General features: G+C 62.3%; 17 protein-coding genes and 1 pseudogene. 9 read left to right on the plus strand and 9 right to left on the minus strand.

The features are described 5' to 3' along the window. Positions 1 to 9 precede the first annotated feature (9 nt). Both cobS and FP2506_RS00205 read right to left on the minus strand, forming a co-directional pair. Entirely contained in the window at positions 10 to 1014 is a 1005-nt protein-coding gene (gene cobS, locus FP2506_RS00200) for a cobaltochelatase subunit CobS (RefSeq protein WP_007065306.1), read from the minus strand. 255 nt (positions 1015 to 1269) lie between these two features. Beyond that, on the minus strand, positions 1270 to 1875 hold the full coding sequence (locus FP2506_RS00205; protein WP_007065307.1) for a J domain-containing protein: 606 nt from the start codon (positions 1873 to 1875) through the stop codon (positions 1270 to 1272). A gap of 195 nt (positions 1876 to 2070) precedes the next feature. Here FP2506_RS00205 and FP2506_RS00210 point away from each other — a divergent pair, with 195 nt between their 5' ends. Next, positions 2071 to 2382, plus strand: a complete 312-nt coding sequence (locus FP2506_RS00210) for a BolA family protein (protein ID WP_040488769.1) — start codon at positions 2071 to 2073, stop codon at positions 2380 to 2382. 39 nt (positions 2383 to 2421) lie between these two features. Here the strand turns inward: FP2506_RS00210 and FP2506_RS00215 are convergent. Then, a pseudogene (locus FP2506_RS00215) lies at positions 2422 to 2613 on the minus strand (DUF805 domain-containing protein); the annotation flags it as partial. 135 nt (positions 2614 to 2748) lie between these two features. Between FP2506_RS00215 and FP2506_RS00220 the strand changes: the two are divergent. After that, positions 2749 to 3624, plus strand: a complete 876-nt coding sequence (locus FP2506_RS00220) for a polysaccharide deacetylase family protein (RefSeq protein WP_148227415.1) — start codon at positions 2749 to 2751, stop codon at positions 3622 to 3624. Positions 3625 to 3630: 6 nt separating this feature from the next. Here FP2506_RS00220 and FP2506_RS00225 read toward each other — a convergent pair whose 3' ends face one another. Next, positions 3631 to 5106 carry an alanine/glycine:cation symporter family protein gene (locus FP2506_RS00225; protein ID WP_007065311.1) on the minus strand — a complete coding sequence of 492 codons (1476 nt, stop codon included), beginning with the start codon at positions 5104 to 5106 and terminating at the stop codon, positions 3631 to 3633. 466 nt (positions 5107 to 5572) lie between these two features. Here FP2506_RS00225 and FP2506_RS00230 point away from each other — a divergent pair, with 466 nt between their 5' ends. The 3 genes from FP2506_RS00230 to FP2506_RS00240 all read left to right on the plus strand — a co-directional run bounded on the left by FP2506_RS00230 (position 5573) and on the right by FP2506_RS00240 (position 7309). Next, positions 5573 to 6106, plus strand: coding sequence for a disulfide bond formation protein B (locus FP2506_RS00230; RefSeq protein WP_007065312.1), 534 nt, complete (start codon positions 5573 to 5575; stop codon positions 6104 to 6106). A gap of 27 nt (positions 6107 to 6133) precedes the next feature. Continuing rightward, positions 6134 to 6748 (plus strand): glutathione S-transferase family protein, encoded by a 615-nt coding sequence (locus FP2506_RS00235; protein ID WP_007065313.1) that lies wholly within the window; start codon positions 6134 to 6136, stop codon positions 6746 to 6748. Between the two features lie 99 nt (positions 6749 to 6847). Beyond that, positions 6848 to 7309, plus strand: a complete 462-nt coding sequence (locus tag FP2506_RS00240) for an ion channel (RefSeq protein WP_007065314.1) — start codon at positions 6848 to 6850, stop codon at positions 7307 to 7309. 56 nt (positions 7310 to 7365) lie between these two features. Here FP2506_RS00240 and FP2506_RS00245 read toward each other — a convergent pair whose 3' ends face one another. The 3 genes from FP2506_RS00245 to FP2506_RS00255 form a co-directional block, all read right to left on the minus strand. Then, entirely contained in the window at positions 7366 to 9579 is a 2214-nt protein-coding gene (locus tag FP2506_RS00245; RefSeq protein ID WP_007065315.1) for a TRAP transporter permease, read from the minus strand. Positions 9580 to 9649: 70 nt separating this feature from the next. Beyond that, complete coding sequence (locus tag FP2506_RS00250; protein WP_007065316.1) at positions 9650 to 10138, minus strand: DUF1850 domain-containing protein; 489 nt, start codon at positions 10136 to 10138, stop codon at positions 9650 to 9652. Positions 10139 to 10158: 20 nt separating this feature from the next. Further along, positions 10159 to 11199 (minus strand): TAXI family TRAP transporter solute-binding subunit, encoded by a 1041-nt coding sequence (locus tag FP2506_RS00255; RefSeq protein ID WP_148227416.1) that lies wholly within the window; start codon positions 11197 to 11199, stop codon positions 10159 to 10161. 219 nt (positions 11200 to 11418) lie between these two features. Here FP2506_RS00255 and FP2506_RS00260 point away from each other — a divergent pair, with 219 nt between their 5' ends. Next, positions 11419 to 12462, plus strand: coding sequence for a histone deacetylase family protein (locus FP2506_RS00260; RefSeq protein WP_007065318.1), 1044 nt, complete (start codon positions 11419 to 11421; stop codon positions 12460 to 12462). A gap of 156 nt (positions 12463 to 12618) precedes the next feature. Here the strand turns inward: FP2506_RS00260 and FP2506_RS00265 are convergent, their stop codons facing one another. Continuing rightward, a complete protein-coding gene (locus FP2506_RS00265; RefSeq protein WP_007065319.1) occupies positions 12619 to 14826 on the minus strand; it encodes a lytic transglycosylase domain-containing protein in 2208 nt (735 codons plus the stop codon). Positions 14827 to 15117: 291 nt separating this feature from the next. Here FP2506_RS00265 and FP2506_RS00270 point away from each other — a divergent pair, with 291 nt between their 5' ends. The 3 genes from FP2506_RS00270 to eat all read left to right on the plus strand — a co-directional run bounded on the left by FP2506_RS00270 (position 15118) and on the right by eat (position 18733). Further along, positions 15118 to 16509, plus strand: a complete 1392-nt coding sequence (locus FP2506_RS00270) for an ethanolamine ammonia-lyase subunit EutB (protein WP_007065320.1) — start codon at positions 15118 to 15120, stop codon at positions 16507 to 16509. Continuing rightward, on the plus strand, positions 16506 to 17276 hold the full coding sequence (gene eutC / locus FP2506_RS00275; RefSeq protein WP_007065321.1) for an ethanolamine ammonia-lyase subunit EutC: 771 nt from the start codon (positions 16506 to 16508) through the stop codon (positions 17274 to 17276). Before FP2506_RS00270 ends, eutC begins: the two co-directional genes overlap by 4 nt. A gap of 68 nt (positions 17277 to 17344) precedes the next feature. After that, entirely contained in the window at positions 17345 to 18733 is a 1389-nt protein-coding gene (gene eat / locus FP2506_RS00280; RefSeq protein WP_007065322.1) for an ethanolamine permease, read from the plus strand. A gap of 98 nt (positions 18734 to 18831) precedes the next feature. Here the strand turns inward: eat and scpA are convergent, their stop codons facing one another. Next, positions 18832 to 21042: a methylmalonyl-CoA mutase gene (gene scpA / locus FP2506_RS00285; protein ID WP_007065323.1), complete on the minus strand. Its 2211-nt coding sequence runs from the start codon at positions 21040 to 21042 to the stop codon at positions 18832 to 18834. Between the last annotated feature and the right edge of the window lies 1 nt (position 21043).

Here is a 21043-nt window from a genome sequence, read left to right on the forward strand (position 1 = left end):
TCAGGACGTCTATTCCAGCACCAGGTTCGCCGCACTGTCCGGCAAGTCCTCGCCGAAGGCACGCTGATAGAATTCGGCGACTAGGGAGCGTTCGAGGTCGTCGCACTTGTTCAGGAAGGTCAGGCGGAAGGCCATGCCGACATCGCCGAAGATCTCGGCGTTCTCCGCCCACGTGATCACCGTACGCGGGCTCATGACCGTGGAGAGATCGCCATTGATGAAGGCCGATCGGGTAAGATCGGCGACGCGCACCATGCGCGAAACGGTCTGTCTGCCTTCATCGGTCTGCCAGTCCTTCACCTTCGAAAGGACGATCTGAACCTCATTGTCATGCGGCAGATAATTGAGCGTCGTAACGATCGACCAGCGATCCATCTGAGCCTGATTGATCTGCTGCGTGCCATGGTACAGCCCTGTCGTGTCCCCAAGGCCGACGGTATTCGCCGTCGCGAAGAGGCGGAAAGCGGGGTGCGGGCGGATCACGCGGCTCTGGTCGAGCAGGGTGAGGCGACCAGAGGACTCAAGCACACGCTGTATCACGAACATCACGTCCGGCCGGCCGGCATCGTACTCGTCGAAGACCAATGCCACGTTGTTCTGATAAGCCCAGGGCAGGATGCCGTCGCGAAATTCGGTGACCTGCATGCCGTCGCGAACGGTGATCGCATCCTTCCCGACGAGATCGATGCGGCTGACATGGCTGTCAAGATTGACGCGTACACATGGCCAGTTGAGCCGTGCCGCGACCTGCTCGATATGGGTCGACTTGCCCGTTCCGTGATAGCCCGACACCATGACGCGGCGGTTTCGCGCGAAGCCAGCGAGGATCGCGAGCGTCGTCGGCTTGTCGAAAATATAGTCGGGATCGATTTCCGGGACATGTGGATCGACCTCCGTGAAGGCCGGTACGGTGAGGTCGCTGTCGAACCCAAAGATTTCGCGTACAGAGATCGTGGTGTCCGGAAGTGGGGCCGAGTCGTCGTCGGGCACGCTTATCTTTTCCACTGCACTCATCTTGCCTCCTGAAACCGGCGCGCTTCGTGGCGTTCTTGCTAGCGCTCGGCTCTTAGTCGTGTCTCGGTAATTCCGCGGCATTTCGAATATGCCGCCGATCGGGCGGCGATGAAGCCTGGCGCGAGAGCCGATGTCGTTGTCTGGAACGCAATTAACGCGTGATGCGCTCAGATGGAACCTCATCCTTGAGCGGCGTCCGCCGTTTTAGAGCTGTTCGGCTCGACATTTCTTCGCCGCGGCAGCAGAAAGCTGCCTCTAGCAGAAGCCGGACTGCTTCAGGAGCTTGTAGGCCTGTATCACGTCGCGCAGCCGGTCCTCATGGCCACGATCGCCGCCATTGGCGTCCGGATGAAGCTGTTTCACCAATTCCTTGTAGCGGAGCCGCACGTCCTCGCCGGTGGCGTTAGTCTGGAGATTCATCGTCTCCAGCGCCTTCTGTTCCAGTGGACGGACCCGCCGCCTTGCCGCCGTGCGTCCCTGGGCCGCATCGCCGTCGGATCCCGCCCAGTCGAAAGGCTCGCCGCGTTTGCGCCGACGATTGCGCGCTGCATTGGGCGATGACGCGTTATGGCCCATGGACCAGGTCGGACGGTGACCGGTCAGCGAATCCTTGAGATATTTGCGGATGTCATCGTCGCCGAGTCCGGAAAAGTAGTTGTAGCTCTTGTTGTACTGCCGCACGTGATCGACACAGAAATTGAGGTATTCGCCTTCGTGGTCACGGCCCATAGGCGCTTTGTGAAGCCCCGGTTTGTCACAACCCTCCCAGGCGCATTCCGGCGTTTGGGGCTTTGCCTTGGCGCCGCCCGCACCGCGGCGCTTGACCCGGATCGTGTCGAAATATTTGGAGTCGAGTTTCATCGCGGGGGATTATGGGGCTTTGAATGCTGACGAACAAGAATTGACAGATTGGAAAAAGCCCGGAAGTAGAAACAGTTCGAAGCGGATCTGCCAGTCGTCGATTGCCATCGATACCGGCTCGACTTGGAGCGAAGCCGGAGACAGGTCCTTGCAGCACCCGGTGGTGCGGGCCGATGTCAGCAGGAAAGCAAGGTCATGACAGTCAAATCCGCGATCGAGACGAAGCTTCGCGAACGTTTCTCCCCAGAAAGCCTGAACGTGATCGACGAGAGCCATTTGCATGCCGGCCACCATCATGCCGGCAGCGATCATCACGAAGCTTTCGACGGAACGGGCGAAACCCATTTCCGCGTTCAGATTGTCTCTGCGGCATTCGAAGGCGAGAGCCGGCTCAACCGTCAGCGGGCGATCAACAGGCTACTTGCCGACGAACTCAACGCGGGCGTTCATGCCCTGGCGATCGAAGCGAGAGCGCCCGGCGAGCCGGTGCGGCGTCAGGCACGCTAAAGAAAATTCTTCGAAAAAACTCTTTCGCAACTGCGTCGCTCAAGCCTTTGTATTGAGGCCAAGGCGGTCCTTGCCCTGTGATCCGCGAACGCGGGAGACAATGAGCAGCCAGACCGCGCCGGACAGCAGGATGAGCCTGATCAAGAGCCACCAGCCGCGGCCCTCGGTATAATGAAGCCGCCGGACAGCGAAGGAAAGACCGGGAAAAATTGTCGCCAAGCCCCAGATCGTTGCGAAGACGGTTCTCTGTCGCCTCTCGCTTGCCGCAAAAGGGCAGTCGTTCCAATCTCATCGCGCCGGCTCGCTTCTCGCTCACATGCACCCGGCCGGCCGACGATTTCCACTACCGGAATGGAACAGAGCCTCATGACGACCACTCGCAACCATGATCGCTTTTCCTACTCGGCCCTGCCGGATCGCCCCGTCTATGATTGGCCAAACGGCAAGCGGCTTGCCGTCTATATTGCGCTGAACGTCGAAACGTTTTCATTCGGTGAAGGCGACGGGGCGGCGCTGGCGCCGAAGCAGGACCAGCCCGACGTCCTCAACTATGCGTGGCGCGAATGGGGGAACCGGGTCGGCGTCTGGCGCATGAAGCATGTCTTCGACACCTTCGACATGCCGCTTGCTCTGCTTCCTAACTCCTGCGTCTACGAAAATTGCCCCGGTCTCATCGAAGCATTCCGCGAGCGTGGCGACGAGATCGTCGCCCATGGGCGTACGAATGCCGAACGTCAGGGAGCGATGGGCGAAATTGATGAGAAGGCGCTCATTCGCGAGGCGAGCGATGTCTTTCGCGAGCGTGAGGGCGAGTTGCCGGCCGGCTGGCTCGCACCTTGGATTTCACAAAGTGAGGTCTCGATCGATCTCCTCAAGGAAGAGGGCTACGCATATCTTCTGGACTGGTGCCACGACGATCAGCCGGTCTGGATGACGACCCGCGACGGTGGGCGCATCCTCTCAGTGCCATACAGCCATGAGACCAACGATATTCCGGCGATTACCGCGCGCTATACTGGAGGCCACGAATTCGCGGGCATGATCGTTGCGCAGTTCGACGAGATGCTCGAGGCGTCACAGCGAGCGCCAGCTGTGATGAGCGTCGCGCTTCACCCGTATATTTCGGGTCAGCCCTTTCGTTTAAGAGCGCTCAAGCGGGCGCTCCAACACATTGCCAATCATCGGGACGAGATTTGGCTGACACGCCCGGGCGAGATCGCCAAGGCGTTCGCGGCGCTCTGATCTGCCTTACCGGCGCGGGCCGATATCGCCGCTCATCGTCCAGATCGTGGCATCCACTTTACCGCGGAGTTCGGGATACATGTCGTTGTCGAAAGTCGGCTCGAGGCCGGTTTTCTTCTGAGCGAAATAGTCTTTCGTAAGCTTCACCACAGTGCCGGACAGGAGCAGGATCGCGATAAGGTTGAGCGTCGCCATGAGGCCCATGGAGGCGTCCGCGGCGTTGAAGACCGTGCCAACCGACTCGATCGAACCCCAGATCACCATGGCGAGCGCACCGACGCGGATGATCGACATGCCGATCCTGCCGCCTGCCCCAAGAAAGGTCATCGCGTTTTCGGCATAGGAGAGGTTGCCGATGATCGAAGTGAAAGCGAAGAAGAAGATGGCGATCGCAATGAAAGTTGCGCCCCAGTCGCCGAGATGGGCGGCGAGCGCGTTCTGGGTCAGGGTGATGCCGTCGACCTCCTGACCCGGAGTGTAAACACCCGACAGGATTATCATCAGCGCCGTAGCGGTGCAGATCATCAGGGTGTCGATGAAAACACCAAGACCCTGAACGAGGCCCTGACTCGATGGATGATGCGGCTGCGGCGTCGCAACGGCCGCTATGTTCGGCGCCGAGCCCATTCCGGCTTCGTTGGAGAAGAGGCCCCGCTTTACGCCGTTGAGAAGGGCCGCCATCACACCGCCGGTCACGCCTCCGGCGGCTTCTTCAAGGCCGAATGCGCTGGCGATGATCGTCCAGAGTGCGCCGGGCACCTCGGCGTAATTCACGATGCAAATATAGAGAGCGACAAGGAGATAGGCGACCGCCATGAAGGGGACGACCACCTCTGCAACGCGGGCGATCGAGCGGATACCGCCGAAGACGATGACGCCTGCCAGCACTGCCAGCGCGATGCCGATCCAGAGGCGCCCGAAACCGAAGACTTCCTCGGTCGCACCTGCGATGGAATTGGCCTGCACGGCATTGAATATCAGGCCGAAGGAGAGGATGAGCGCGATCGAGAAGAGGGCGCCCATCCACGGCAGTCCGAGACCGCGGGCCATGTAGAAGGCGGGACCACCGCGATACTGGCCGTCCTCGTTTCGAATCTTGTACAACTGGGCGAGGGTGGACTCAGAATAGGCGGTCGCCATGCCGACAAGTGCGACCATCCACATCCAGAAGATCGCTCCCGGACCGCCGAGGGTCAATGCGACCGCAACCCCCGCAAGGTTGCCGGTACCGACGCGTGAAGCCAGCGAGACGGTAAGTGCCTGGAGGGGCGAGATGCCCGCCTTGTCGCCGGCGCGTGAACCTTTGACGACCCTGAAGAATTCCGGAAAATGGCGGAACTGGATGAAGGCGAGGCGAGCGGTGAAGAACAGGCCGACTGCTAGAAGCCCGTAGACGAGAACATAACCCCAGAGCACGTTGTTGAGAAAATCGACGATCGCCACAAAGCCGTTCAACAATGCTTCGGGTGTGTAGTTCTCCATCGGGCCGTGTCCTTGAGTCGAAGGCATCTGGGCCGCGCGGGACGGCCATCGTTCGGCTTAATTGAACAGGCTCGCAGGCGTCTGTCCATGGTGGCCCGCGTTTTTACCCACAGCCACGGCGCGTGCGGATGCTCGGAATCTTTCGGGGCCGATGGCTGAATCGAAACCCGCTTCAGCGGCGGGGAGCATGCTCTCAAGACTGAAAAACGGGCGCGCTGCCCCTCGCAGCACGCCCGCTCACGCATGTCCCCAAGGCGGAGGTTCCAATCCTCCGCAACGCACCTCTACGGTTCCCCAACCGCTCGGGTGCGTCCCTTGCCCTTGTTCACTCAATATCGACCGAAATTCTTAAAGCTTCGTTAACGCATACCAACTCGTAACCATGCCGATCCTCTGATAACGGTTCTGCGCTCTTCGGCACCTGCTGGAATGCCGGCGCCACCAGACTGCAAGGACGCCTACCGCGATGCCATTCCTCACCCGGCCCACGGGCTTTCGCCAGAGTGCCGCCGCCACGATTTTGCTCATCGGAACGACGATCACTGTGGGGTCCGCTCTGCTGTTCCAATATGTCGGCGGCTATATTCCCTGCGCGCTTTGTCTGGAGCAGCGCATCCCATATTATGTCGCCATTCCGGTCGCGCTGGCAGCGATGGTCGCGGCCGGCGGCAGGGCCAAGCCGGTCCTCGTACGGGGGCTCTTGATCGGGCTCGGCCTGTTGATGCTATGGTCGCTATATCTCGCCGTCTTCCATGCCGGTGTCGAATGGGGCTATTGGCCAGGCCCGGTCGAATGCGCCAGCGCGGGCGCCGCCGGCGATCTGATGGGCGGGGACCTTCTGGCGACGATCGACGCCGTTCGCGCACCCTCGTGCGACGAGGCGGCGGGCCGGTTCCTCGGCCTTTCCTTCGCCGGCTGGAACGCGATCGCCTCCGCCATACTGGCCAGCATCGCCTTGGGCGCGAGCCGTGCCCGGGCCGACCGTTATGAAACCCGCTGAATTCGTTTCGACTGGAGTGCGTCGCCGATGATCACCGTCCACTGCCTACAATATTCACGTGGGTCCCGCATCGTCTGGCTTCTGGAAGAGCTTGGCCAGACCTATGAACTGAAGAACTACGATCGGACTGAAGCCTACCGTGCCCCGCCGGAACTGAAGGCGAAACATCCTCTCGGCAAGGCGCCGGTCATCGAGGACGGCGATCTCGTGCTCGCCGAGTCGGCGGCGATCCTTCGCTATATCGACGGGCGGTACGGCGAGAACCGTCACTCGCCCGAGCCAGGCACACATGCCCACGCCCATCATGACGAATGGCTGGACTTCGTGGAAGGTTCGATGGCGCGCTCGGTGATCGCGGCGTTCTGGGCAAAGCGCAATGGAGGCGAGATCGAACCGAAGATGAGAGACGAGTTCGCGGCGATCATGGCCTATCTCGGCGATACGCTGGAGAACCGTCGTTTTCTAATGGGCGAGAAGCTGATGCTCGCAGACATCCAGATCTCATATCTCCTCGCCATGTCCGAATATGCCGGTGTGCTCCAGCCTCATCCGAAAGTCACAGCCTATTGGGAGCGGCTCCGGGCAATTCCGACGCTTCAGAAGACCATCGAAAAGACCGGACCAATTATGCCGAGGGCATAAGGGTTTTCGTTGGGTTGCCAAAGCCTGTCTGAGGCAAGCTCTTAGGCGGCAAGGATCCTTGAGCTTGCTTTCGGCGTCGCTGAGGCAATGTCACGAGCGATGACCTTGTTCGCGCTCCTCATTGGCATCGGCCTCATCCTTTGCCTTGGTATCGTCCATCACTTCGGCGTCCTGACGATCATCCGGATCACGCCTCATGCAGAAGCGAATGGGCACGTGGCGGTGCTGGTAACATTCGCCGGGCTGTTCGCCCTGCATCTCGTCGAAATTTTCGCCTTCGCATTGGTTTTCGCCGCTCTGTTGACGTTTGATTCTTTGGGGAACTTCGGCGGAAGTTATTCGGGTAGCTGGGCCGACCTGATCTACTTCTCAGGCACCAACTTCGTGACTTTGGGCTATACGGACATCACCGTGACGGGGCCGATCCGGATCATCAATATGATGCAGTCGCTCGGCGGCTTCATGGCGCTTACATGGTCCGCGACGTTGATCTATTCCGTCTCCGGCACAGCATGGCACCAAGGCGGCTACACCTCGCGTGCGTCGCCGGAAAACGCCTGAGGACGGCTTGGCGATCGCTCGCACTGCAACACCACAAACAATGAGATGCGGCCTTTCTATCCAGCCGGCGCACTCTTTGCTTTTTCTGCTTTGCTCGTAGGTTTCGCGCCTTCGATCAGGATCAGGGCAACGATCGCGGCGGCGCCGATGAGATCGGTGATCAAGCCCGGATAGATGAGCGCCAGGGCTCCAGCGAGTGCAACCAGCCTGAGCCAGATCGGGAGCGGGCGGCGGAAATAGCCCTCGGCGGCGACGGCGAGCAGGAGGACGCCGCAGATGCTCGTCACCAGCACCCAGAGGATGTTCGTCACCGTCGCATCGATCATCAGCATCGCGTGGGAGAAGACGAACATGTAAGGCACGATGAAGCCCGCGAGCGCCAGCTTCATCGCCTGGACTCCGGTGGCGTTCGGATCGCCGCCGGAAATGCCGGCTCCGGCATAGGCCGCAAGGGCCACCGGAGGGGTGAGGTTGGCGAAAATGCCGAAATAGAAGACGAACATATGTGCGACGAAGATCGCCGTCGCATTCGATCCCGCCAACTCCTGAAACAGCGGTAGGTTGAGGAGGATCGGCGCTGCCATCGTCGAAGTGATGATGTAGGTAGGAATCGACGGCAGCCCCATTCCGAGGACGATCGAGGCGACCATCGTCAGGAACAGTGTCGCAAGCAGCTGGAGCGTGTCATAGGGGATGGCGTTGCCGAGTTCGACGACGGCATCGGCCGCCTCGAGCGCGATGCCCGTGAGGGTCGCTACTCCGACGATGATGCCGACCGCGCCGCAGGCCATTGCAACGGGAATGGAGGAGCGCACGCCGTCCTCCATCGCATCCCGCAGGCTCGTGAAATCCATGGTTTCGAGGATCGGCCCAATCCGCCTTCGCGCGATGTTGACGAGGATCGGTACGACGACCATCACGACGAGAAGCCAGCGGCTGGTCCGGAACCCCGGTATCTGGTAGCCCGAGACGATCGCCATGATCTGCGGTTCGAGGATGAGCAGCGCAGAGAGCGCGGCGGTAAAGACGACGACCGGCATGGTACCGCATACGAGCACCGTCGCCGCGATCGACCAGAAGGCCGCGTAGAACGGCGCGTAGCCTTCGAAGAGAAGCCACAGCAGCACGACCATCGGCACCAGTAGATGGCCGCGCTCGGCCATCACCTGTTTCACCGGCGTCAGCTGAGAGCGCGGAATGCCTTCGAGCTCGTTGCGCAGGGCGCGCAGGTGCACCTGAGCGAGGACGCCGAGATAGTAGAGCAGGGCAGGGATGATGCCGGCGAGGATGATCTGTGTGTAAGGGACCGACAGAACCTCGGCCATGATGAAGGCGGCCGCGCCCATGATCGGCGGCAGGATCTGCCCGCCGACGCTTGCCGAGGCTTCGACCGCGCCCGCAAAATTCGGCTTGTAGCCGGTCTTTTTCATGAGCGGGATCGTGAATGCCCCGGTGGTCACGACATTGGCGATGGCCGAGCCGTTGATCGAGCCGAGAAAGCCGGAGGCGATCACCGCTACCTTGGCCGGTCCGCCCTTTGAATGGCCCGCGACCGCGAGCGCTAGATCGTTAAAAAGCTGGCCAAGGCCGGATTTGCCGAGAAACGCACCGAACAGGATGAAAAGAATGATGTAGCTCGCCGAGACGCCGATCGCGGTGCCGAGCAGTCCCTCGGTGATGTAGACGAGATGCGCGATCACTTGTTTGAAGGTGGCCAGCACAATCGCTTCGTTCAGCTGATTGTAGAAGGCGAGCTTGGCGTAAAAACCGTAGGCGAGGAAGATCACGCACAGGATCGTAAGCCCCCAACCCGTGACGCGCCGCGAGGCGTCGATGACGAGGAGGATGGCGACGAGGCCGATGACGGCATCGGTCATCGTGATCCGCCCGCCGGACGCGATCACCCGGTCCGCCACAACCAGCATGTAGACGAGGATCGCGAAGGCAGCTGCGGCGGTGATCCAGTCGTAGATCGGAAGACGATCCCGGGGGCCCGACTTCGTCAGCGGATAGAGGATGAAGGTAAGGCCGAGCAGCGTGTAGAGATGGATCGAGCGTTGGGCAACGTCGACCAGCGGGCCGGAGACCGAGGTATAGAGGTGGAAGGCGGCAAGGGCGACGCAGAGCACTGTGACGACCAGCGCGATCGGCTTCGGCAGAGAGTGCCGGAACGCGCTCTCGCGGTCGTATTTTTCCAGCGTTTCGCGATCGACGGCAGTGTCAGAGGGGACATCGGACCGCGTCGTGGTCCCGTTCGGATCGCTCGCCACGTTTTCAGACTCCCAACCGCATGCTCACAAGACAGTGGTAGAGCAGAGCGAACTGCTATTGCAAAAATTGTCACGGCAACGCCGGAACGATCACGAATGTCAGCACGTGCGGGGTGTCATCCGGCGTCAGATCGTAATCTTCATCGTTCCAGTGCAGCCGATAGTCCTCTTTCGGTGTCGCCAGAACTGCGAGCGGATCGACGGTACGGTCGATGCCGTCCATGATCACCCAGCCATTCTCGATGCGCGTGGTATCGGCGCCATCGGACGGCACGCCAGCGCCGAAGGTCTTGAATCGGGTCGAATGAATTTCGATCGCGCCGGCATTGGTGATCCGGAAGGTTTCTTCCCAAGTCTCATGCTCGACGGAATGGATCCATGCGAGGGTGAAGCGATCGTCCGGGCGGGCCGGAAAGCGATAAAGTTCAGTCTCTTCGTTCGCGATGACCAGCGAGAAGGGGGCAGCGTCTCGGGCGACTGCCGGCGTCAATACGAAAAGAAACATCGCAGCGGTGAGAGCCGCCGCGATGTTTACCGTAAAGGCGTCGAACCGTGCCATCGGGCGCGATCGATGCAGCCTTATTGCGTGGCAGCCTCACCGCTCTCGGCTTCTTGAGATGCGGCTCCGTCACCGCTTCCCGAAGCGGCCCCTTCGCCCGAGCCGGAATCGTAGAAGCTCTGGGCGCCCGGATGAACGGGGGCAACGAGGCCCTCATCCATCGTCGCCGGATCGAATTGGGTGAGGGCGCTCACCGAGACCGAACCCGACTGCAGATAGTCGCTGAAGCGCTTCGCAAGTTCGCCGGCGAGCGCCTCGTCCATCGAGCCCGGAACCACCAGCATGTTGCGGATCGCGACCGTCTGGACGGCGCTTTCAATGCTATAGGCCGCGTCGTCGTTCGCCGGGATCTCGTAGTTGACGTAGAACGGATAGCTTTCGAGCAGCTTGGAGGCGATGTCGCCCTCAACAGGCACGAAGGTGACCTCGGAGGACTGCATCAGCCCCGTGATCGAGGAGTTCGGCACCCCTGAGGTAAAGAAGGCGGCGTCCAGCGTGCCGTTGTTCATCTCGGTCACAGAGTCGGCATATCCCGTGTGCGTGACGCGGGCCATGTCGTCATAGGTCAGGCCGGCGGCCTCCAGCACCTTCTGGGCGCTCTGCTCGACGCCCGAGCCGACCTTGCCGACGCCGATCCGCTTGCCTTCGAGATCGGCAACAGACGTGATGCCGCTGTCGCCGGTCGCGACGATCTGGACGACGTTGGGGTAAAGACCGGCGATCGCCTTGAGATCGACCGGATTGCCCTCGAACTGGCCGGTGCCCTCGACCGCGTCGTAGGCGACGTCGCTCATGACGATGGCGATCTGGTTGAGGCCGTCCTGGATGTTCTGGATGTTGGCGACCGAAGCGCCGGTGGAGACCACCTGCACGTCGCCGACCTGATCTGATTCCTCGAAGACGCCCTTCAATGCGCCGCCGATCGGATAGTATGAGCCGGACGTACCGCCCGTGCCGAAGATGAGGTTCTGTTCCTGCGCGCTGGCCGCGTTGGAGAGCCCTGTGATGCCGCCGAGAGCAATGGCGACCGCGACCGCGATCGGGGTTGTCCGTTTCGTCATGATCGAGGTTTCCTCCCTGAAACCGTTCTCGTTTTCGAATTGGGATGCGAGGAATGAGGATATCGCAGCACCGGTCGGATGCAATGCCGGCTGCCGAATTCTGCCCGCGCGTCTCAAGTCTCCGGTTCCATAGCGGACTCCTTCAGCACGAGAGGCATCCCGCCTGGAATTGGCCTTCCGGCCTCACAGGTTCTGGAGCGACAGAAGCGAGGGCCCATAATGGATATCGTCTTTTCGGAAACGCAACTCGTGCATCGGCCGCAGCAATACGGTGTGCACGGCCGGCTCGTAACGCCGCTCGAAAACCCAAACAGGGCCGAAACGCTGCGCGAGCGATTGACCGGCATGGGGCTGACCCATCGCCAGCCGGAGGATGTCGGTGTGGAGGCCATCACGGCGGTTCATGCGGGGCATTACGTCGACTTCCTGCGCGGGGCCTGGAGCCGATTTCAGGCACTGAGGAACGCAGGGCCGGAAGTGCTGCCGAACGTTCATCCCTATCATGCCGGGGCCTCGTCCCTCGGAGCCAGGCCGGCGCCGCGCACCACCGGCATCCTCGGACAAACGGGCTGGTATATCGGCGATCTTTCCTGCGCGATGGGCGAGCGCACGTTCGAGGCGATCTACGAGTCCGCCATGACCGCCGCCACGGCGGCGGATATCGTGCTTGGCGGTCAGCCCGCTGCCTACGCCCTCTGCCGGCCTCCAGGTCACCACGCCTATCCTGACCGCGCGAACGGCTTCTGTTTCTTCAACAATGCCGCGATTGCCGCCCAGCGGCTTCGATCGAAATACGGCAAGGTCGCGATCATCGATTTCGATACCCACCACGGCGACGGCACGCAGGCCATCTTCTACGATCGCGGCGACGTCTTCGTGGGCTCGGTCCACACCGAGACAAGCGAATATTATCCGCATTTCTTTGGCTATGCGGACGAGACGGGGCGCGAGGGGGGCGAGGGCTGCAACCTCAACATCCCGCTTGCTTTCAAGGCGGACAATCATGCGATCATTACAGGCGTCGAGCGGCTGATCGATGCTGCGACGGCGTTCGGTGCCGAAGCCCTCGTCGTCTCCGCCGGCTGGGACGCGCACAAGGACGATCCGCTCTCCCGACTCTCGGTGACAGAGGAGGCCTATTCGCGGATCGGTGAACTCGTAGGCGGTGTGAACCTGCCGACGGTCATCGTGCAGGAAGGCGGTTATTCGCTGGCGGCGGTGGCGGAATGTGCGCCGCGATTTGTGGAGGCGTTCGGGCGGTAGGCTCTCGGCTCTCCTCCGTCATACTCGGCCACCGTGCCGAGTATCGAGTGCGATGTCGGCCGAAGGTTCTCTTTCCCTAGTGAGACGCAAGTGCCGAGGGTTCAGCGCAGGCTGGATCTTCGGGACGGAGCCCGATGATGACAAATCGCGGGGTTCTTACCCGTTCCGGCCGAACCTTAAATCCTTTTCGATCGAGAACGGGGCGCCGAGGCGGACCTTATAGATCTGGTAGTTTTCCAGAATGCGCTGGACGTAGGAGCGCGTCTCGCCGAACGGAATGCGCTCGACCCAGTCGATCACCTCCTCGAGGGGCTTGCCGCGCGGATCCCCGAACCGTTCGATCCATTCCTTCGCCCGACGTGGGCCGGCGTTGTAGGCTGCGAAGGTGAGGACGTAGGAGCCGCCGAAGTCAGCGATCTGCTCGCCGAGGAAGCGGGCACCCAGCGTGGCATTGTAGCCGGGATCGGAGAGGAGGCGAGCCTCGGAATAGGGCAGGCCCAGACGGCCGGCGACGCCTCGCGCCGTGCCGGGCATCAGCTGCAACAGGCCGAGTGCGCCAGCGCCCGAACGCGCCCGCGGATTGAACGCGCTTTCCTGCCGCGCGATCGAATAGGCGAGCGCCTTGCCCGCCGCCGAGATGTTGGCGTTCGCCGGGATGACACCGATCGGATAGGCGAGCGCCGGGGCGTCGACGCCGCGATAGCTGGCGAGCTTGCCGACCGTCAATGACAGGTTATGGTTGCCACGACGCTCGGCCATTACCGCCAGAAGCGCGAGTTCACCCGGGCTATCGAGCTCGCGGGCTAGGTCGCGGTAGAGGATGTCCGCCCGCCAGTCGGAGCCGATCTGCTCCAGGCGATTGATCGCCTGGACGGCCTCCCGCGAGGAAAAGCGCTGACGTTCGGCATTGCTCGGGTTCGGATAGGCAATCTGCCCCGGTGAGCGGCCAAGCTTTGCAAGCGCAAGCTGACCGTAGAAAGTGGTCGAGTGGCGCGCGGCCTGATTGTAGTAGCTCGAGGCGTTTCCGCCTCCGCCCGCCTCGGCGGCGCGGCCGAGCCAGTAATAACCGCGACCGAGCGAGATCGGCTTCGACGAGACCGAGAGAATCTTCTCAAAGTGTCGGTGCGCTGTGCCGGGATCCTTCAGGAAGCGCAATGCGATCCAGCCGGCATGGAATTCGGCTTCGGCGCGCTCGACATCGTCCTGTGCCGAATGCCCCGCTGCAATCTGGTAGGCGAGTCTCGGATTGCCGGCATCGAGAAGATCGCGGGCGACGATGCGGCGCTCGTTCCACCAGGCGTCAGGATTGATCAGGACACGCGGATCGCGTGGGGAATTAAGGAGGATCTGCGCAGCTTCCTGCAGCCGATCATGCTTGCGGTAGTGTTCGGCGAGGGCGAGTTGATAGCTTGTCGCTCGCTGATCGGCCGGCACCTGAGCAAGCAACGTGCCGGCATTGCGCTCGCCTCGCAGCGCCGCGGACCAGGCACGAAACAGTGTCGTCGCTTCAGCGAGATTGCGGACCCGGTCAGCGTCCGCGATACGATCGCGATAGAGCAGCATCGCCATACGGTGGCGATGGTCGTCGCGAGTCAGCAGCGAACCGAAGTTTGAAAGGACGTCGCGTTCCGTGCCCTTGTCGAGAATTTCCACGTGCCAAAGCGTCTGGATCACGCTGCGGGCCTGGCCGCCCTGATTGCTTTCCTGATAGGCGCGGGCCAGCGCCATCGCACCCTCCGGTGTTTCTGGCTTGCTGCCGGCGAAGGCGCGCAACACCTGCGAAGGCGGCTGCTTCTCGCGCCAAAGCGCCTTCTCGCTGTTTTCGCGAAGGGTGGTCATACCAGGCCAGTCGGAGAGTTCACTGGCGGCGGCTGCGATCTCGTACGAGGGCACGTCGTCTTGGCCTGAAAGTGCGATTGCCCAGGCGAGAATCTTTCGGTCCAGGGAACCGGGGCGCAGGCCCTCCCGAATGCGGCGGGCCCTTGTTCCGTCGCGGTCGGAGAGCGCTTGCAGACCTTCCTTCAACTCGCCGCGCATGGGCGCGAGCTGGCCCTGCCGCGCGCTGCCGGCCGCGAGCGAGGCGGCAAAGGCGCCGGCAGAGGACGGCAACGAGGGCGCGACCGCGCGGTTCATCAGCGGGTTGGCCGGCGCGGTCACCTCGCGGCCGAAACGCCATGGATCGATGTTCTCGTTCGAGCCGCGCGGCGGGCTGGCGGCAGCTTGGGTCGAGCCCGTGACGATGCGATCGGTCTTGCCGGGGCGATCGGCGGGGATTGGTACCGTTTGGGAGGAGGCCGAGTTCGCACTCGCGGCGACCAGAGAGGCAACGAGCCAGAGACGGGGGGACCAAGAGATGAGCGTCATGCGGGTCGAGCGATCCTGATGGGTTTCGCGTATCTGGCCGTGCTCGGCGTCCTGGGAACCCCGCCCGGTGCCGCACAGCCTTGTAATGGTTGCAAAACTTCTCACAAACGGACTTAAGACGAGGTTACGGCCCTTTGAAGTCCAGCGACCCGACACCGTTCAACTGTTCGCGACCAGAGCGCATTGCCCTTCGTTGCGTCTTCGGACGCGCATTTCCCCCTTGTGTTTTCATGCCGTTGCGTTTCCACTCCTGCTCGAGACTGGTTTTATCACCGAGCGTGGAGCCGGACGATGGCGCTGAAGACGTCCGTGGCGGGGCAGACATGGAGCTTTGCCGATCTGAGGACCCTCCTTGCCAAGGCCTCGCCCGAACGCTCCGGCGATCATCTGGCGGAGATCGCGGCGACGAGTGCGCTGGAACGGGTTGCGGCCCAGCACTGCCTCGCCGACATGCCGCTCAAGGTCTTCGCAGGGCTGGAACTGATGCCCGAGGTGGACGACTGGGTGTCCGATCTCATCGCCAGGCAGCTGGACGAGGTCGCCTTTCGTCGCATCTCCTCTCTCACCGTCGGAGAGTTGCGCGAGCACCTGCTTGCCGCCGAACCCGAGGAGCTGGAGCGGCTGACCTATGCGCTGACGCCGGAAATGGTCGCGGCGGTCTCCAAGCTGATGCGCAATCAGGACCTCATCGCGATCGCCGCCCGGCGCAAGGTGGTGAAAAAATTTCGCTCGACCATCGGGCTGCCGGGGCGGCTTTCGGCGCGCAATCAACCGAACGACCCGACCGATGACAGTTTCGGCATCGCGGCGAGTCTCGTCGACGGTCTCGTCATGGGCTCGGGCGATGCTGTTCTTGGCGTCAATCCGGCGACCGACAGTGTCGAAGACTATACCCGCGTCTGTCGCATCCTCGACGATGTGCGCTCACGCTACGAGATCGCCACGCAGACCTGCTGCCTTGGCCATGTGACGACGGCGATAGAGGCGATTGAAGCTGGAGCGCCGGTCGATCTGGTCTTTCAGTCAATAGCAGGGTCTGCCAAGGCGAACCGTTCTTTCGGCGTTTCGCTCGAAATCCTGCACGAGGCGGAGGAGGCGGCGAAGGGCTTGAAGCGTGGTACGATCGGCGCCGACTGCTTCTATTTCGAGACCGGTCAAGGCACCGAGCTTTCCGCAGAAGCCCATCACGGCGTCGATCAGCAGACGATGGAGTGCCGGACCTATGCGATCGCGCGCGCCTTCGATTGTCTCCTGGTCAACACGGTGGTCGGCTTCATCGGTCCGGAATATCTGTTCGACGGTCGGCAAATCATCAGGGCGGGACTGGAGGATCATTTCTGCGGCAAGCTTATGGGTCTGCCGATGGGTGTCGACGTTTGCTATACGAACCATGCCGAGGCTGATCAGAACGATATGGACGTCTTGTTGACGCTGCTCGCTGCCGCTGGGGTCAACTTCGTCATCACGGTGCCCGGGGCAGACGACATCATGCTCAACTATCAGAGCCTTTCGCATCATGATCTCGCCTATGCCCGCGAGACCATGGGCTTGAAGCCGGCACCGGAATTCCTCGACTGGATGATGCGCCAGGGCATGATGGACGAGACCGGCATGCTGACGCCCGCGCCGCAGGCGCTCGCAGATGCGATCGACGGCGTCGAAAAGCTGCTGGAGGCCTCATGAGCGACAGTGAGAAAACAGACGATGCGCTTTTGCCTGCGCTCGTCTCCTCACCCGACATGCTCACCAGACTGAAGGACCGGACCGATGCGCGGATCGCGCTCGGTCGCGCCCGCTCCGGCTTGCCTACGAGGCCCAATCTCAAATTCGAACTCGACCACGCCATGGCGCGTGATGCGGTTTATTCCGAACTGGATGTCGAGGGCCTGAAAGCCTCGTTCAAAAGTCTGGGCTTCGAACCGATCGTGGTTAAGAGCCAGACCGGCGACCGCACGAATTATCTCGCGCGTCCCGATCTTGGGAAGCTGCTCGATGTCGACGACCGGCATGAACTTGAAACCGAGGCCGGCGGAGAACTCGTCATCCTGATCGCGGACGGCCTTTCGGCCACCGCCGTCAACCTCAACGCCGCCGCGACGGTCGAGGCGTTGAAGACCGTATGCGACGTGGGGATGAGCCTCGTCATCGCCACGGGCGCGCGGGTCGCGCTCGGCGACAAGGTGGCGGTGGCGCTCTCCTCCGAGAACGTCCTCGTCTTCATCGGTGAAAGGCCGGGCCTCTCGGCTGCCGACTCCCTCGGCGCTTATTTCACCCATAAGCCCCGCGAGGATACGGCGGACTCCGAGCGCTTCTGCGTTTCCAACATTCGCGACGGCGGGCTGAAGCCGCAGGACGCTGCGCGCAAGATCGCTGATCTCATCAGGAAAGCGGTGGACCGCGGCTATTCCGGTGTCACCAAGCGAGACGGGCCAAAACAGATTGAAGACTGACCAACTCTAAGCCTGCCGCCGTTGTCCGGCTCGGCCGGGCCCGTACCGGCAAACCCGAAGGACAAATTATGGCGGACGGCAGCGATATTTCCGGTTCAGGCACAGACTATTTTGCGGAACGTCAATTGAAGCGCGGAGCGGCCGGTTGGCTGCTCCTCGTGGGACTTGGCGTCGCTTATGTCGTCTCCGGCGACTTCGCCGGCTGGAACTTCGGCCTGCAGTATGGCGGCTGGGGCGGGCTCCTCATCGCGACGCTTTTGATGGCGACGATGTATGTCTGCATGTGCTTCTCGCTCGCCGAACTTGCGACCATCGCGCCGACCGCCGGCGGGGGTTACGGCTTTGCCCGGCGCGCCTTTGGGCCTTGGGGCGGGTTTCTTTGCGGGATCGCGATCCTCATCGAATACGCCATCGCGCCAGCGGCGATCGCCGTCTTCATCGGGTCCTATTGCGGCTCGCTCTTCGGCATCGACGGCTGGCCTGTCTATCTCGCCTTCTATGCGGTCTTCCTCGGCATCCACATCAATGGCGCGGGCGAGGCGCTGCGGCTGATCTTCGTGATCACCGCGCTCGCCGTCCTGGCTTTGATCGTCTTCGTCATCGCGATGATCCCGCATTTCGACACGAACAACCTCTTCGACATCGCAGCGACTGACGCCGTTGGGGCGAGCACTTTTCTGCCCTTCGGCTATGTCGGCATCTGGGCGGCGATTCCCTACGGCATCTGGTTTTTCCTCGCCATTGAGGGCGTGCCGCTGGCGGCCGAAGAGACCGCCGATCCCGATCGCGACCTGCCGCGTGGCCTCATCGGCGGTATATCAGTCCTTCTCCTGACGGCGGGATTGATCCTTGTCTTCGGTGCGGGCGGTGCCGGTTCATCCGTTTTGCAGGACAGCGGCAATCCGCTGGTCGCGGCGCTCGAAGCGCCGAACGCCTACGGCGAGCCGACCCTCGTCTCGCGCTTCGTCAACTTCGTCGGCCTTGCGGGGCTGATCGCGAGCTTCTTCTCGATCATATACGGCTACTCGCGGCTGGTTTTCGCCATGTCGCGCGCCGGTTACCTGCCAAAAGTGCTCTCGCTGACGAACAGGCGGCAATCGCCGTATCTGGCGCTGATCATTCCCGGCATCATCGGCTTCATCCTGTCGCTGACGGGCCAGGGCGACCTGCTCATCCTCGTCGCCGTTTTCGGCGCGACGATCTCCTACGTCATGATGATGGCCTCGCACATCAAGCTGCGCCTCGCCGAGCCGGAGCTGAAGCGCCCCTATCGCACGCCTGGCGGCATGTTGACGTCCGGCATCGCCCTTGTCCTCGCCCTGATCGCGACCATCGCAGGTCTGCTGGTCGATCCGCGCGCCGTTCTCCGCGCTGCGATCGTCTACGCGCTCTTCATCGCCTATTTCGCGATCTACAGCCGGCATCAACTTGTGAAAGGGGCACCTGGAGAGATCTAAGTGCCGTGGACCTACGGCAAATTAAAGGACTGAGACCGAACCGTCGTGCGTAATGGAACGGAACGAGCGGTTTTGCGCGGGTCACGCGATTCTACGGATCAGGCTTTTTTCTGTTCCCGCAACGGCACGCGCGTATTGCGGCGTTCTCCCTGGATGATGCCGAGGAGGGAGCGGCCGGCATCGAGGACGTTGGTGCCGGGGCCGAAGACTTCGGCGACGCCGGCCTCGAAGAGGGGTTCGTAGTCGCGGGCCGGGATGACGCCGCCGCAGACGACCTGTATGTCCTCTTTGCCGATCGTCTTCAGTTCCTCGATCAGCTGCGGTACCAGCGTCAGATGACCGGCGGCAAGCGTCGAGACGCCGACGACGTCGACGCCGAGTTCCGAAGCGCGCTTGGCGGCATCCTGCGGGGTCGCGAAGAGGTCGGACAGTTCCACGTCAAAACCGAGATCGGAGAAGGCCGAGGCGATGACCTTTGCGCCGCGATCATGCCCGTCCTGGCCGAGCTTGGCGACGAGCACCCTCGGCGTTTTGCCGGTCGTCTCGACATGCTCGGCAATGCGCTTTTTGAGCACGTCGTATTCCGGATCGCCGTGATAGGCATCGGCATAGACGCCCTTGTTGAGGGTGTGGGTGGCCACGTGCCGGCCGCCGAAGCCCTGCTCCATAGCGGTCGAGATTTCTCCGAGAGAGGCACGCTTGCGGGCGGCCTCGACGGCGGCTTCCAAGAGGTTGCCCTCGCCGGAGCGGGCGAGGTCTTCGAGCTTCGAGAGCGCCGCCTCGCACTCGCTCTTCGAGCGCGTCTCGCGTACTTTCTTCAGGCGCTTGATCTGGCTCTTGCGGACGTCCTCGGTGTCGACGACGAGGAAGTCGATCGCGTCCTCGTTTTCCAACCGATAGCGGTTGACGCCGACGACCACATCCTCGCCCCGGTCGATACGGGCCTGCCGGGCGGCGGCGGATTCCTCGATGCGCGATTTCGGAATGCCGGCCTCGACGGCCTTGGTCATGCCGCCGGCCTGTTCGATCTCCTCGATCAGCTCCAGCGCCTTGTCGGCGAGGTCCTTGGTCAGCGCCTCGACGTAATAGGAGCCGCCGAGCGGATCGACCGTGCGGGTGACGCCGGTCTCGTGCTGGAGGATGAGCTGGGTGTTGCGGGCGATGCGGGCCGAAAAGTCCGTCGGCAGGGCGATCGCCTCGTCGAAGCCGTTGGTGTGCAACGACTGGGTGCCACCGAGCACCGCCGACAGCGCCTCGTAGGCCGTGCGGACGATGTTGTTGTAGGGGTCCTGCTCGGTGAGCGACACGCCGGATGTCTGGCAGTGGGTGCGCAGCATCTTCGAGCGGTCGTCGGTCGCGCCGAAATCTTCCATGATCTTCGCCCAGAGCATGCGGGCGGCGCGGAGTTTCGCGACCTCCTTGAAGAAGTCCATGCCGATGCAGAAGAAGAAGGAGAGGCGCGGGGCAAATTTGTCGACGTCGAGCCCGCGCGCCATGGCGGCCCGCACATATTCCATGCCATCGGCGAGGGTGTAGGCGAGTTCCTGGGCGGTCGTCGCCCCGGCCTCCTGCATGTGGTAGCCGGAGATCGAAATCGAGTTGAACTTCGGCATCTCGGCAGCGGTATAGGCGATGATGTCCGCGACGATCCGCATCGAGGGCTCGGGCGGATAGATATAGGTGTTGCGGACCATGAACTCCTTCAGGATGTCGTTCTGGATGGTCCCGGTGAGCTTTTTCTTTTCGACGCCCTGTTCTTCGGCTGCGACGATGAACATTGCGAGCGTCGGGATGACCGCGCCGTTCATGGTCATCGACACGCTCATCTGATCGAGCGGGATCTCGTCGAAGAGGATCTTCATATCCTCGACGCTGTCGATCGCGACGCCCGCCTTGCCGACATCGCCGGCAACGCGCGGGTGATCGGAATCATAGCCGCGATGAGTGGCGAGATCGAAGGCGACGGACAGGCCCTTCTGCCCGGCCGCAAGGTTGCGCCGGTAGAAGGCGTTGGACTCCTCGGCCGTCGAGAAGCCGGCATATTGGCGGATCGTCCAGGGCTGGCCGGCATACATGGTGGCGCGAGGCCCCCGCATGAACGGTGCGACGCCCGGCAGGGCTTCGCCGACGCCTTCGGGAAGGTCTTCCGGGCCATAGAGCGGCTTGATCGTCAGGCCGTCGGGCGTCTTCGTCGACAGATCGAGGACGTCGCGGCCCTTCAGCTCCTTCTTCGCGATCTCATCCCATGAAGGTGCGTCGCTGGCCGGGGCCGCGTTGAGGTCGAGATCGGTTGCCGCTTTGTCGCCCATG

The sequence above is a fragment of the Fulvimarina pelagi HTCC2506 genome, from assembly GCF_000153705.1.
Lineage (GTDB): Bacteria > Pseudomonadota > Alphaproteobacteria > Rhizobiales > Rhizobiaceae > Fulvimarina > Fulvimarina pelagi.